Origin of the sequence: Acinetobacter sp. ANC 4973 (assembly GCF_002135275.1) — a bacterium.
In the GTDB taxonomy this organism is placed as follows: Bacteria; Pseudomonadota; Gammaproteobacteria; order Pseudomonadales; family Moraxellaceae; genus Acinetobacter; species Acinetobacter kyonggiensis.
On the sequence record NZ_NEGM01000012.1, the window covers coordinates 34,761 to 48,771 of the forward strand.

The following is a 14,011-nucleotide window of genomic DNA, read 5'->3' on the forward strand; positions in this document are numbered from 1 at the left end:
TGACGTTTGAAGGAGGCTACTCCCCTTGTTCAACATAATTTAGTTTTGGATTAAATCCAAATATGGCTGAAGAATCGCATATTTATTATCATTGTGCAAATTTTATCTGTAGTGGTTACAATTTCATAAAGTCTTTGCGCTGAACCAACACTAACGCCAAAACCATGCCGAAAACTGCGACTAAGCCACCCACGAAGCCAATATAACTTAGACCATAACGTGTGGTAACCCACCCACCCAATAATGCACCACCGCCAATGCCGACATTATAAAGACCTGAATAAATGGCCATAGCCACATCGGTTGCATCTGACGCAAGGTTGAGCGTTTTGGCTTGTAGGGCTAAGCTCAAGCCAATAATACCCATCCCCCAAAATAAGCTGAGCATATTTAAGCTGATAATATTTTGTGCTAGAGGCAGCAACAGCAACATGGAAATGGCTAAACATAGACTGCTGAAAGGAATCGCAACTTTAGGATAACGCGCACCAAATTTGCCAAATAAATAAGAACCTAAGAAACCAGCAGCACCATAAATGAGCAATAAAGTGGTGGTTTGTGATGAACTAAAATGTGCAATAGTGAGGGTAAAGGGTTCGATATAACTATAAGCGGTAAATTGCGCGCTAATGATAATAATCGTCAATGCAAAGACCAGCATCAAGCTTGGGCGTTTAAATAGGATACCAATACTTTTAAATGAACCTGAATTGATACTGGGCAGCTTCGGGAGCATTTTTGCCAAGGTCAGACAAACGAGTGCTGCACCAATGGCAATTAAAGCAAAGGTATTGCGCCAACCGTAGGCTTCACCAATCATACGTCCGAAAGGAATACCTAAAACCATAGCTAAAGCCGTTCCTGTTGCAAGTAATCCTAAGGCTTGAAATTCTTTACCTTTAGGTGCGATACGAACGGCTAATGATGCCGTAATTGACCAAAATAATGCATGTGCAAAAGCAATTCCGATTCGGCTTGTAAGCAGAATCTCAAAACTCCATGCAAAATAAGACAGCACATGACTAACAATAAAAACCACGAATAAAGCAATCAACAAAAAGCGTCGTTCAATATTTTTGGTTATTAACATCATAGGCAATGAAATCAGTGCAACCACCCATGCATAAATGGTAATCATGATACCTACATCTGTGGCAGGCATATTAAAACTGTGGCCAATATCACTCAGCAATGCCACAGGAATAAATTCAGTGGTATTGAAAATAAAGGCAGCAAAAGCAAGGGTAATGACACAAATCCATTGGTGTGATGGATTGGGAGACGCTATTTCTGAAGATGACATTGACATAAGTCAGGAAACTTAAATGAGCAGCGTTAAATTTTAGGCTTAAGTTGCAGACTTGTTAAGCTAAAATATAGTGGAAAAGTAATGCTAAAAATAGTTAAAAGATGATCAGTAGCATATTGCTTAATTAATTTTTTTACTGAATTGCTTGCTTATTTAAATGGGTTTTTTAACTTTTCTTTGTAAATTGACAATACTAGGACGAGTGCAATACAAAACAAAAAAATGATCGCAATTAAATCAAGATCCATAAGCGTTAGTCTATAAAATTTACTCACCAATCTAAATGTTTAAGATTTTGTTTTATATCCCTTTAATTAGGTATTTGTGATTAATGATACTCATGTAAGTGACGTTGTATGGATAATGAATTAGTTTTTATTGGTTATATAGGTTTGATTTTTATTGTGAAAATAAAAATATAATGACTTTACCCTTTGACCAAATTTGTATTCGACAAAGATCCAACTATGCATGCTGTTTTATTTCGGTAAGATATGTTTTGAAGCATTAATCATTTAGAGACGAATAATTTAGAGGACGTTATGCAATTTCAACATTTAGATAATAAACAAAAGGGCGAATTCTTTTTAGACGATGCTCAAGGCAAACGCATTGCAGAAATTAGTTATATCTGGCGTAGTGAAGAGATTATTGTTGCAGATCATACTTGGGTGGATGATTCTTTGCGTGGGCAAGGTGCCGCACGAAAGTTACTGGATGTTTTGGTTGAATTTGCACGTGAAAAGCAGTTAAAAATTGTGCCGACTTGTTCTTATGTGGATACGATGTTTAAGCGTGATCAGAGCTTGGTTGATGTTGCAGCATAAAAAAAGCCTCTTAAAAGAGGCTTTTTAGGGTTAAATTAGAGATCAATAATCACTTTCATGGCATTTTCATCAGCAGCATGTTTAAACACATCATAGGCTTTTTCAAATTCTGCAAATTTAAAATGATGGGTTGCCAGTTTTTCTAAGGGTAATTTTCCAGAACAACAGGTTTTTAACAACATACCCGTAGTATTCGCATTGACTAAGCCTGTGGTAATGGTGAGGTTTTTAATCCAAAGTTTATTGAGTTCAAAATTCACTGATTTACCATGGACACCAACATTCGCAATATGCCCGCCCTCTTTGACAATATGTTGGCAAGTATTCCAAGTGGCTTCAATACCTACGGCTTCAATGGCACAGTCCACACCACGCCCTTCAGTAATTTCTAATACACGTTGAATTGCATCTTCTCGATTTGAATTAATAGTATGGGTAGCACCTAATTCTTTGGCAAGTTTTAAGCGATTGTCATCCATATCAATGGCAATAATCGTTGCGGGGGAATAAAATTGTGCGGTCAATAAGCAGCCCATGCCAATTGGCCCTGTACCAACAATTGCAATACTATCTCCGGGTTTAACATCACCATATTGCACGCCAATTTCATGTGCTGTCGGTAAGACATCAGATAAAAATACAGCAACTTCTTCATTTAAACCATCAGGGAGTGGATAAAGTGAAGTATCAGCAAATGGAGTGCGAACATATTCTGCATGGGTACCGTCAATCATATAACCCATAATCCAGCCACCTTCATTGCGGCAATGTGCATAAAGTTGTTTTTGACAGTTTTCACATGTGCCACAGCGGCTGACACAGGAAATAATGACACGATCACCTTTCTTGAAATTTTTGACGGCGGCTCCGACTTCTTCAACAATGCCAATACCTTCGTGACCTAAGATTCGACCATTGAATTGTCCTATTTTTTGGGTGGCTTGTTCTTCAATTTCTGGGTTTTTACCTTTCCAAATTCCGAGGTCTGTGCCACAAATTGTAGTTTTGGTCACGCGGATTACAGCATCAGTTGGGTCAATAATGTGTGGATGAGGGCGTTCTTCAAAGCGGATATCATTTGCACCGTAGTAAACCATGGCTTTCATGGAGTAGTTCCTTGTTATGATTATTCATTGAGTTGGATTGGCGTAAAGCACTTCCTTTTCATAAGTCTTTTCTGTTGATTTTTTAAGCTAGCACTTTTGTAGAATAAACTCAGTAGGAAAAGTACTGGTATTGCACTGTTCTACAATGAGATTTGTATGAAGATATTTCAAAATTAAAGTAAATTACTTTAGGGCCGTGAATATAAAATGAAGCTGATTTTTTATGTGGAAGTAATATTTGGACATAAGGAAAGTTTTGAAAATATAGAGGCTTAGCATTGAATATTAGAATGGGCTCAACGTTGTTGGACTCTTAATTTGATTATTGATGCGATTTGAACATGATGTATATCATTTTGAAGAAATAGCATGATAAAAAATAGGTTTAATCCTTCTTCTATTCTTCAGCTCAAATATAGTTTATGCAGTTGATTACTCAGTTTTATAGGATTAATTAAAAAAGAATATTGTTGTTATTCATGATTCTAATTTTGAGTGTAAAAAAGCCCGCAAAGCGGGCTTTTTTACACGAATAGATTAAGCTTGTAATGCAGCAATCAATTTCTGATGTAACCCGCCAAAACCGCCATTCGACATAATCACGACAGCATCGCCCTCACCTGCCTCACTGACCACTGTTTGAATAATATCTTCCAGTGAACGAGCCACTACGGCTTTATTTGAAGCGGCTTCAATCACGGGTTGCAAATCCCAGTCTAAACCTTCAGGTTGATACCAAATTACTTCATCGGCTAAACGTGCAGAATGAGCTAAACCGTCTTTGTGGCTTCCCATACGCATGGTGTTGGAACGTGGTTCAATAATCGCCCAAAGTTTACGTTCGGCAAGGCGTTTACGTGCGCCGTCTAAAGTAGTTTCAATGGCTGTTGGATGATGGGCAAAATCGTCATACACTTCAATGCCACGTACCGTGCCTAATAATTCCATACGGCGTTTTACACCACCAAAATTCGACAAGGCTTCACAGGCTTGTTCAATCGAAACACCGACATGTTCAGCCGCGGCAATGGTTGCCAAGGCATTGGCAACGCTATGTTGCCCGGTCATATTCCATGTAACGATGCCTTTGACCACACCATTTTCTAACACATTAAAATGTGAACCATCAGCAGAAAGTTGTTCCGCAGAAAGTGCTGCTTTGGCATTGGCTGCTAAACTGGTTCGAACTACAGGTGTCCAACAACCCATTTCGAGCACTTCATCAATATTGCTTTCCGTAATCGGGGCAATAATGCGACCTTCACTTGGAATGGTACGAACTAAATGATGGAATTGTTTTTGAATGGCAGCCAAATCATCAAAAATGTCGGCATGGTCAAATTCAAGGTTATTTAAAATGGCCGTTTTAGGATGGTAGTGCACAAACTTAGAGCGCTTGTCGAAGAATGCAGAATCGTATTCATCGGCTTCGACACAGAAGTATTTACCGCCGCCCAAACGTGCGCTTTCGCTAAAACCTAACGGCACACCGCCAATCAAGAACCCCGGATTTAAACCCGCTTGATCGAGCACCCAAGCCAGCATAGTCGTAGTGGTGGTTTTACCGTGAGTTCCTGCAACCCCTAAAACGTGTTTGCCTTGTAAAACATGATCGGCTAGGAATTGTGGCCCTGAAATATAGGCTAAACCTTCATTGAGCATATATTCTACAGCATCAATACCGCGTTTCATGGCATTGCCAACAATCACCAAATCGGGATGAGGTTGTAAATGGCTACGGTCATAGCCTTGCATTAAAGTAATGCCTGCATTTTCAAGTTGGGTCGACATCGGTGGATAGACATTTGCATCTGAACCCGTCACTTTATGACCTAAGTCGCGCGCTAATAGCGCCAGTGAACCCATAAATGTGCCACAGATACCCAAAATATGCAGATGCATACACTTAACTCCGCTGTGTTTTAGACACATCACTTTTTTATTGTGCTGTTGTCGTGATTAATTTGATTTGAAAGCAACGATAGCAAGGGTTTCACTGAAAAGATAGTTTTTCTTGTATCTATTCATGGGATGGCATGATGTGTTTTATCGTGTTGTTCAAGGCATATTGTAGGGAAGAAAAATCAGCACTGAAATGACATGATTTTTTATTTAAAAAACGTAAAATATTCACGATTGTTCCAGATAAATTCAGCATGTTATTTCCCCTGTTTCTTTTAATTGTCTCGAATTGTTTTATGACTTTGGCTTGGTATGGTCATCTGAAATTTTTACATGGCGCACCCCTTTGGCAAGCGATTTTATTTGGTTGGCTGATAGCCTTGCTTGAATACAGTTTTATGATTCCTGCCACGCGATTGTTGGCGCAGCAAGGTTGGTCATTGGGTGAGATGAAAATCACACAGGAAGTGGTGACTTTGCTGGTTTTTGTGCCTTTTATGATTTTTCTATTTAAACAGCCTTTTAAATTAGATTATATCTGGGCAGGATTGTGTCTTTTGGGCTGTGTCTATTTTGTTTTTAGAAGTCAGTAAAGACTCACAAGTGCATTTCAATTTTTAGAATTTTGCACAGCCACATTTCATATTGAGAATTTATATACATGGTGTAGGTAAAACCATTGTTGGATTGAGGCGATGTCCATATCCCCCACTCCAATGGTGGCATTTATGTCGCCTTTACGCGACGGCATCGTTGGGAATAATCATTGAATACTTTTTATAATTGATGATGATTTTTTATTATTTTCTAAAAAAATAGCGGAAATATCGCAGTACGGTCTCTGTTAAATTTTGGTGAGATGAATTTTCAGTCTATAATAGCGAGCTTCTGATTCATGTAAAGCTTGGCTCTCGTCGAGATTTATCCTTCCTTACATTCGTTTATGGAATATTTGCAATGAATGCGGCCGCTGCACAAGACGCTCCTTTAGTTGGAATTATCATGGGTTCTCAATCTGATTGGGCAACTTTAGAACACACTGCCAATATGCTCAAACAGCTTGGTGTCCCTTTTGAAGCTGAAGTCGTTTCTGCACATCGTACGCCGGATCGTTTATTTGAATATGCTGAAACAGCACGTGAACGTGGTATTCAGGTGATTATTGCGGGTGCAGGTGGTGCAGCGCATTTACCGGGTATGTGTGCAGCGAAAACGGACTTACCTGTACTGGGCGTTCCTGTGAAATCGTCTATTTTAAATGGCGTCGATTCATTGCTTTCTATCGTTCAAATGCCTGCGGGTATTGCGGTCGGTACATTGGCGATTGGCCCTGCTGGTGCAACCAATGCGGCAATTATGGCAGCGCAGATTTTAGGTCTGACCCGTCCTGAAATTGCAAAAAATGTTGCCCAATTCCGTGATGCACAAACTGAAAAAGTGGCAAGCAACAATATTCCAGGTCACATTCCGAGCCAAGCTTAAAACGGGACACATGTTATGGATAAAACCATCGGTATTTTTGGTGGTGGTCAACTTGGCCGTATGATGGCACAAGCTGCCCTACCACTGAATATTCAATGTACTTTCTTTGAAGCCAGTACAGATTGTCCATCGGCTGTATTGGGTCAAGTGATTTCAAGCAAAGCTGAAAATGGTTTACAGGATTTCATCAACAGTGCTGATGTATTTAGCTTGGAGTTTGAAAATACACCCTTGGCTGATGTTGATGTCTTGATCAAAAACAAAGATTTGCATCCACCTCGTCAAGCTTTAGCCATTGCACAACATCGTTTGTCAGAAAAAGCCTTGTTTGATGAATTAGATATTCCTGTTGCACCCTATCGTGCAGTGGATTCATTCGACAGCTTACAACAAGCGGTTGTTGATTTGGGTTTGCCGATTGTCCTGAAAACCACCACGGGTGGTTATGATGGCAAAGGTCAATTTGTTCTGCGTTCAGCAGATCAAATGGAACAAGCTTGGGCGGAATTGGGACCAGCAGGTTCATTGATTGCAGAAAGCTTTGTGATATTTTCGCGTGAAGTGTCGATTATTGCGGTGCGTGGTCAGAACGGTGATGTGAAAACTTGGCCGTTGGCTGAAAATCACCATCATAACGGTATTTTGTCACACTCGATTGTTCCTGCACCCAACAGTGCTGATTTACAGCCTGTGGCGCAGGATTACATCACTCGCCTGCTCAATCATTTGAATTATGTCGGTGTGTTGACACTGGAATTGTTTGTCACTGAAAACGGCTTATACGCCAATGAAATGGCACCCCGTGTGCATAACTCAGGGCACTGGTCGATTGAAGGCGCTATCTGCTCGCAATTTGAAAACCATATTCGCGCCGTTGCGGGTTTACCCCTTGGTTCAACGGAAGTGGTTCGCCCGACTGTGATGATCAACATTATTGGCAAGCATCCAAAGTCTGAAGATGTATTGGCGCTTAATGGCGCACATTTACATCTATATAATAAGACTGAACGTGAAGGTCGTAAGATTGGTCACATCACGTTAATGCCAAATGACAGTGCTGAATTGACCACTTTGTGTCGCCAATTAGCGAAAATTTTGCCAGAGCCATTGGCACTGACTCAAGATATGAGCATTTAATCCTTCGATTGAATGGAAAAAAAGCGGTCATGCCAATGACCGCTTTTTTTATGCCTGAAGTTCGGGCATGATTGCGCCTCTTTTGAATGAGCACTACATTTATTGCAACAAAATAAAAATAACAGCATGCCATTGATGCAATAGTTCATAAATATTCTGCATAAAAAACCAACACCTGAAAAGTGTGCTGTATTTAAGTTTTACTGAGGTAGAGCAGCGCAGATTTTTTAAATTCAAAAGATAAAAATAAATTTAAAATGATCTTAATTTGAATTCAAAAGCCATAATTTTGAATTTAAAAAAATGAATTCAAAGCGAAATTTGCATTATGAATTCAAACTTTAAATTTAAAAATAAGTTTTGAATTTAAAGTTTTGTTAATATAAAAGCAGATAAAATATAGAGAAATTAACTTATCCACAGTAGGTTTGAATTTAAAAAGTCTGTTTAAATTTAAATATGCGAATTTGAATTTATATTTTGGTTGGTTTTGAATTTAAATTTTGAAAAATCAGCTGTTGTGGATAACTTTTTAAATTCAAAAAGCGAAATATGAATTTAAAATAAAAACAATGAATTTAAATTTACGATTTGATTCAGACGTTATGGGTTGATGATGGTATGGTAAAAACATAATTTAAATTCAAATACCATTAGGGATACTATGCGTCGCTTAGCTTTCGTTTTAGGTTCAGTTTTTTTAGCCATGACTCAAGCCAAGGCTGAGTTGATTATTAATGGTCAAAGTATTTCTTCTTCGCCATCCAGTTTTAATACAGCATCTACAGCACAAAATGATTTTCAGCAATGTATTGCGAATTTACGTGCTCAGGCGATGAGTTTAGGTGTAACGGGCTCAACCTATGATCGTTATACGCAAAATTTAACCCCAGATTATTCAGTGATTGAAAAACTGAACTATCAACCTGAATTTTCTACCCTGATTTGGGATTATTTATCTGGTTTGGTGGATGAAGAGCGGGTGCAATTGGGACAGCAAAAATTGGCACAGCATCGTGAGGTGTTAAATCGTGTTGCAGCCACTTATGGCGTACCCGCTGAAACCGTGGTGGCAGTTTGGGGGGTGGAAAGTAATTTTGGTCAAATTTCGGGAAGTTATCCTTTATTACAAGCTTTGGGCACTTTAAGCTGCGAAGGTCGTCGGCAAAGCTTTTTCCGTGGTGAGTTTTTTACCACCATGCGAATTTTACAACGTGGTGATTTAACAGAAGCGCAGATGAAAGGCTCATGGGCAGGCGCATTTGGTCATACTCAATTTATGCCTTCAACCTATGAAGAGTTAGCTGTTGATTTTGATGGTGATGGTCGTCGTGATTTGGTATCCAGTACCTCTGATGCCTTGGCTTCTACTGCAAATTTCTTAAAAAAACGCGGTTGGCAAACAGGTATGCCTTGGGGTTTTGAAGTGCGTATTCCAGAAGATCTACCGATTGGTGGAGAAAGTCGTCGCAATAAAAAACCTTTAAGTAGCTGGATGAGTCGTGGTGTGGTTCGTGCGGATGGAAGTGCTTTAATTCAAGGGAATTTATCGAGCAGTAGTGCTGCTGGATTGATGGCACCTGCTGGCGCGAATGGTCCGGTATTTTTAGTCTTTAAAAATTTCGATGCTATATATAGTTATAACGCTGCGGAAAGTTATGCCTTAGCGATTGCGCATTTGTCTGATCGCTTACAAGGTGGTGGTGGTTTTAGTCAAGCTTGGCCGACCGATGATGCCGGTACTTCACGGGCAGAACGTCGTGAAATTCAGCAGTTTTTGCTCAATAAAGGCTATGATATTGGCGCAGTCGATGGATTGATTGGCGATAAAAGCCGTCAAGCAATTCGTCAGGAGCAGATTCGTTTGGGTCTTAGTCCAACAGGGCGTGCTGGACAACAAATTTTAGCTGCTTTTCGCAATGAAAATGCCCAAAAAATGATGCAATAAAGCCTATTGTTTTAAGATGTTAATCTAAGAATGATAAAAGGTCTGTATAAAGCAGACCTTTTGTTTTGCGTATTTGTACTTATACCGCAGTAATGCTGCCTAAAATTCGATAGCCTGCTGCACCCGTGACTGCGGGTAAGTTGCCACTTTGTTGATTGACAAAGCGCATTGCCAGCCAAGCAAAAGCAGTGGCTTCCACCCATGTCGGGGCTAAGCCAATCGCGGATGTGGTTTGAACAGACCAATTGTGTTTGCGTAACCGCCAACGCAATTGTTCAAGTAAATGTGAATTATAGGCACCACCACCACAGACATACACTTCACCGGTATCCATGTTTGAACGATAAATGGCTTTTTTAATCGCACGCGTGGTGAGTTTGAGTAAAGTTGCTTGAATATTTTCAGGGATATCTTCTAATTCGTTATATTCAAGATCATTGTGCCAGTCTGCAATTTGTTCATCTAACCATTCTAGGTTGAAATCTTCACGGCCTGTGCTTTTCGGTGGTTCTTTAGAAAAATATTCGTGTGCTTGTAAACGGTCGAGCAAGCTGCGAATCGGTTGACCGTAGGCTGCCCAATTGCCATTTTCATCATAGGGTTGCCCCGTATAACGGTGGCACCAAGCATCCATTAAAATATTGGCGGGGCCAGTATCAAAACCAAACACACCGTCTGGGTTGCCTGCGGGCAACATACTCACGTTGGCAATGCCACCTAGGTTTAAAATGACACGGTGAATACTGGAATGTTGAAATAAGGCTTGATGAAATGCAGGCACTAAAGGTGCGCCTTGACCTCCAGCCGCCATATCACGACGTCGAAAATCTGAAATTACAGGAATTTGCGTCATTTCAGTAATGATATTGGGGTCACCAATTTGCAAGGTAAAACCATGTTCAGGACGGTGACGAATGGTTTGTCCATGTGAACCGATCGCTTTAATTTGGCTGCGATCTAAATGATTGTTTTCAATCAGCTCATTAATGCCGCGACCAATCATTTGAGCCAAAGCAACATCCGCTTTACCCATACGATCAATTTCATTGTCATTCGGTAAGGTCAGCGCCATCAGTTCATCACGTAAGTCTGGATCAAATGGCAAGGTCAGGGTGGCATGAAGCTGCAAAGGATCAAACGAAGCAGCAACGATGTCAACGCCATCCATGCTGGTGCCGGTCATTACCCCAATATAGATCGCTGTCATGATGATAGTTAAGCCTGCATTGTGCTGAAAAAGTGTTAGTATATCGCACAAATTGTATAACTGATGTATTGGGTTTTGTGATGTCAAATTTCCTGCCGGCTGAAGAACAACTTGCCCTCATTCAACGAGGCACTCATGAAATTATTTCTGAAGAGGATCTGTTAAAGAAACTTAAAGAAAATCGTCCCTTAAAAATTAAAGCGGGCTTTGATCCAACAGCACCGGATCTGCATTTAGGTCACACTGTACTGATTAATAAGCTAAAAGTGTTCCAAGATTTGGGGCATGAAGTGACGTTTTTGATTGGTGATTACACCGCGATGATTGGTGATCCAACAGGTAAAAGTGCAACCCGTCCACCCTTGTCACGCGAACAAGTGTTGGAAAATGCCAAAACGTATCAAGAACAAGTGTTTAAAATTCTTGATCCAAATAAAACCAAAGTGCGTTTTAACTCTGAATGGTTTGCTGAAAAAACGGCTGCTGACCTGATTCAATTGGCTTCACAGCAGACGGTTGCCCGTATGCTTGAGCGCGATGACTTTACTAAGCGTTACAACAACCATCAACCGATTGCGATTCACGAATTTCTGTATCCATTGGTTCAAGGGTATGACTCAATTGCTTTAGAGGCTGATGTAGAGTTGGGCGGTACGGACCAAACCTTTAACTTATTAATGGGTCGTACGCTGCAAGGTCGTTATGAGCAAGAAGCACAAGTCTGTATTACCGTGCCCATTCTTGAAGGTTTAGATGGCGTCAATAAAATGTCTAAATCTTTAGGTAACTATATTGGGGTATTTGATGCGCCGGGTGCGATGTATCAAAAAGTACTTTCAATGCCTGATAGTTTGATTGAACGTTATTTCGATCTTTTAAGTTTCAAATCACTCGATGAAATTGCCGTGTTATTGAAGGATGTGGCAGAAGGTCGTAATCCTCAAGAAGTGAAAAAGATTCTTGCGCTTGAATTGGTTGAGCGTTTTCATGGTGCAGATGCTGCTGCCAATGCGCATAAAGGTGCAGGGAACATCATTACGGAAGGTGAATTACCTGAAGGCACACCTGAAGTCACAATTTCTCGTGGTGAATTTGGTGGTGAAATGTTTATTGCTTCTATTGTGCGTGCAGCCGGTTTAACTAAGAATGCAGCCCAAGCCAAAGATGCAGTTGCACGTGGTGCGGTGAAAGTCGACTGGGCAGTGGTTGATGTTAATTTTTCTGTTACTGAGAACAAAACTTATATTATTCAAGCAGGTAAGAAAGCGATTGCGAAAGTTACATTTGTTGACTAAATCGGCATACTTGCATTGAAATAAAAGCAGGCTTCGGTCTAATGCCAGTCAGTTCAGAAATTGACTGGCATTTTATTTTTTAAATTCATGATGTTATTCGACACACGGAAACGTCATCCGCAACTCTTCGAGGCAAAACTATTTTAAAAAAGTAAAGTTTCTGCGATTTATTAATCAATAAAAGGGATTTGGCGAGTTTTGCGGTGAGGCGCACTGCGCCGCAAGATGCCTTTCTTGCGAACTCAAAATATATTTTGAGGATTCTCATTTGGGCTTATCCAAAGTAATAGATGAGCTCCAAGTATTTGATTTAAAAAATATAAGACTCCGTCATGAACAACTAAAAACTAAGGACTTAATTTCTAAAATCCTTAACTGACTGGCATTAAGGCTTCGGTCTGCTTTTTATTTATCAAATTCTTAATAAGTTATGTAGATAAGTAAATTCAAAAAAACCTTATAAAAACAAGAGTTAAATTTTTCCATTCGTATTGCATTTCTATATGCTTATGTATAAGATTTATTCATCTAGCTGTTGTGTAGAAAGCATGGTTAGAAAGTGATTTTATAAAAAGCTGCACAGTTTTAAGTCTTTCCCCCGAGAGACTTTTTTAACGATATATGTAGATAACTATAATAATGACATCTATGGATCTAATAATGATCTAACTCCAAGGGAGAGATTTTGGGAGAGATCTCTTTCTTTTTTTCTATCTAAAATTTAATGAAGTCTAATTTAGGCGAATCATTTTGACTAAGCTGTTGACACATAACACAGCAATAATGCTTCCTTCACGAATACTAAGCATATTGTTTAGATATCTGACTGTATTTACCTTCATAAAATAGACATTTAACGCACTCATTTTTTAGCGCTATAAATTCCCGAGGGGAGTTTCATTTTTAAAACACGATATATGGGTGATTGTAGTCTCTAATTCAGATTGGTAATAGCAGAAGTACAGCTCTAGCATTGAGCATAATTCAAAGCATGCAGGAGATAATTTTGGCTGTCTTTAATATGTTTTGTAATGCGAGTCTGTGGAATTAAAAAGTGGGTATGCAATAACTGTTGAGATATTTTGCTGGAGGTGATTAGAGAATTTCTTTTTGACCGTTGCGAACCTTGGCATGTTTACTGGTAAAAATTATGCGTGGGAAAGTCCTTTGAGTAGTGCTGTAATATTTGAGTAATGTTAAAGCAGAATAACTTAGGCATCTAACCAGCCTTATTTTTCAACTCAATAAAAGTGGCTTGATCTATATGCTGTTTAAGAGCGAGAAGGTCTTTAATAACAAGCATACTGAAAATTAATTTTTATAAAAAAGCATTCTTTAGGGTTAAAACATCTAAAAAATAGCCAGAAAAGCAGTTTTTTTGCAGTTTTTGCTGAAAAAAAAGACATACGTGAAGAATAAGTGAATTTAGGGGTTGCGCAAGATAATAAACTGTATAGAATACGCAGCATCCCGACGAGATAGCCGGAAACAAACGAAGCACGAAGTGCTGAGTTGTTAAGGAATATCAAGTTGAGCGACTTAATTACTGACGAAGTATTAAGAAGATCATTAAGAGATTATGAAGAACAACTTGTGTGGATTTTTACTGGTTGATTGATCGAAATTATTTTCATTGATTGATGGTAGAAATTACTCGAAGTTTATTTGAGAAATATTTGTCAGAAAATTGATGAGCCAAGATTGGCACCCTTTAAGGTGCTAAGCAATATTAAACTGAAGAGTTTGATCATGGCTCAGATTGAACGCTGGCGGCAGGCTTAACACATGCAAGTCGAGC

10 protein-coding genes and 1 rRNA gene are annotated in these 14,011 nt (G+C 39.4%); 7 read left to right on the forward strand and 4 right to left on the reverse strand.

Going from position 1 to position 14,011, the window contains the following annotated elements:
* Window positions 1-115: 115 nt before the first annotated feature.
* On the reverse strand, window positions 116-1,309 hold the full coding sequence (locus B9T30_RS13360) for a sugar transporter (protein ID WP_086185430.1): 1,194 nt from the start codon (window positions 1,307-1,309) through the stop codon (window positions 116-118).
* Between the two features lie 542 nt (window positions 1,310-1,851).
* Between B9T30_RS13360 and B9T30_RS13365 the strand changes: the two genes are divergently transcribed.
* Window positions 1,852-2,136 carry a GNAT family N-acetyltransferase gene (locus tag B9T30_RS13365; protein WP_086185431.1) on the forward strand — a complete coding sequence of 95 codons (285 nt, stop codon included), beginning with the start codon at window positions 1,852-1,854 and terminating at the stop codon, window positions 2,134-2,136.
* 35 nt (window positions 2,137-2,171) lie between these two features.
* On the opposite strand, the gene B9T30_RS13370 is transcribed toward B9T30_RS13365, so the two are convergent.
* Both B9T30_RS13370 and mpl read right to left on the reverse strand, forming a co-directional pair.
* Window positions 2,172-3,242 carry a zinc-dependent alcohol dehydrogenase family protein gene (locus B9T30_RS13370; protein ID WP_086185432.1) on the reverse strand — a complete coding sequence of 357 codons (1,071 nt, stop codon included), beginning with the start codon at window positions 3,240-3,242 and terminating at the stop codon, window positions 2,172-2,174.
* Between the two features lie 537 nt (window positions 3,243-3,779).
* Window positions 3,780-5,144 carry a UDP-N-acetylmuramate:L-alanyl-gamma-D-glutamyl-meso-diaminopimelate ligase gene (mpl, locus tag B9T30_RS13375; RefSeq protein WP_086185433.1) on the reverse strand — a complete coding sequence of 455 codons (1,365 nt, stop codon included), beginning with the start codon at window positions 5,142-5,144 and terminating at the stop codon, window positions 3,780-3,782.
* Window positions 5,145-5,398: 254 nt separating this feature from the next.
* Here mpl and B9T30_RS13380 point away from each other — a divergent pair, with 254 nt between their 5' ends.
* From B9T30_RS13380 to B9T30_RS13395, 4 genes are all read left to right on the forward strand, one after another.
* On the forward strand, window positions 5,399-5,737 hold the full coding sequence (locus B9T30_RS13380; protein ID WP_086185434.1) for a DMT family protein: 339 nt from the start codon (window positions 5,399-5,401) through the stop codon (window positions 5,735-5,737).
* Window positions 5,738-6,101: 364 nt separating this feature from the next.
* Window positions 6,102-6,626, forward strand: coding sequence for a 5-(carboxyamino)imidazole ribonucleotide mutase (purE, locus tag B9T30_RS13385; RefSeq protein ID WP_086185435.1), 525 nt, complete (start codon window positions 6,102-6,104; stop codon window positions 6,624-6,626).
* A gap of 15 nt (window positions 6,627-6,641) precedes the next feature.
* Window positions 6,642-7,763 (forward strand): 5-(carboxyamino)imidazole ribonucleotide synthase, encoded by a 1,122-nt coding sequence (locus tag B9T30_RS13390; protein WP_086185436.1) that lies wholly within the window; start codon window positions 6,642-6,644, stop codon window positions 7,761-7,763.
* Window positions 7,764-8,427: 664 nt separating this feature from the next.
* Entirely contained in the window at window positions 8,428-9,711 is a 1,284-nt protein-coding gene (locus tag B9T30_RS13395; RefSeq protein ID WP_086185437.1) for a lytic murein transglycosylase, read from the forward strand.
* Window positions 9,712-9,790: 79 nt separating this feature from the next.
* Here the strand turns inward: B9T30_RS13395 and B9T30_RS13400 are convergent, their stop codons facing one another.
* Complete coding sequence (locus B9T30_RS13400; protein ID WP_086185438.1) at window positions 9,791-10,918, reverse strand: anhydro-N-acetylmuramic acid kinase; 1,128 nt, start codon at window positions 10,916-10,918, stop codon at window positions 9,791-9,793.
* 80 nt (window positions 10,919-10,998) lie between these two features.
* Between B9T30_RS13400 and tyrS the strand changes: the two genes are divergently transcribed.
* Window positions 10,999-12,213, forward strand: coding sequence for a tyrosine--tRNA ligase (tyrS, locus tag B9T30_RS13405; protein ID WP_086185439.1), 1,215 nt, complete (start codon window positions 10,999-11,001; stop codon window positions 12,211-12,213).
* 1,731 nt (window positions 12,214-13,944) lie between these two features.
* Window positions 13,945-14,011 (forward strand): 16S ribosomal RNA (locus B9T30_RS16570); the annotation flags it as partial.

What these genes read in the sequence shown, in the direction of transcription:
- B9T30_RS13360 (WP_086185430.1), bottom strand. Translation starts at nt 1,309, where the DNA reads ATGTCAATGTCATCTTCAGAAATAGCGTCTCCCAATCCATCACACCAA.
- B9T30_RS13365 (WP_086185431.1), top strand. Translation starts at nt 1,852, where the DNA reads ATGCAATTTCAACATTTAGATAATAAACAAAAGGGCGAATTCTTTTTA.
- B9T30_RS13370 (WP_086185432.1), bottom strand. Translation starts at nt 3,242, where the DNA reads ATGAAAGCCATGGTTTACTACGGTGCAAATGATATCCGCTTTGAAGAA.
- mpl (WP_086185433.1), bottom strand. Translation starts at nt 5,144, where the DNA reads ATGCATCTGCATATTTTGGGTATCTGTGGCACATTTATGGGTTCACTG.
- B9T30_RS13380 (WP_086185434.1), top strand. Translation starts at nt 5,399, where the DNA reads ATGTTATTTCCCCTGTTTCTTTTAATTGTCTCGAATTGTTTTATGACT.
- purE (WP_086185435.1), top strand. Translation starts at nt 6,102, where the DNA reads ATGAATGCGGCCGCTGCACAAGACGCTCCTTTAGTTGGAATTATCATG.
- B9T30_RS13390 (WP_086185436.1), top strand. Translation starts at nt 6,642, where the DNA reads ATGGATAAAACCATCGGTATTTTTGGTGGTGGTCAACTTGGCCGTATG.
- B9T30_RS13395 (WP_086185437.1), top strand. Translation starts at nt 8,428, where the DNA reads ATGCGTCGCTTAGCTTTCGTTTTAGGTTCAGTTTTTTTAGCCATGACT.
- B9T30_RS13400 (WP_086185438.1), bottom strand. Translation starts at nt 10,918, where the DNA reads ATGACAGCGATCTATATTGGGGTAATGACCGGCACCAGCATGGATGGC.
- tyrS (WP_086185439.1), top strand. Translation starts at nt 10,999, where the DNA reads ATGTCAAATTTCCTGCCGGCTGAAGAACAACTTGCCCTCATTCAACGA.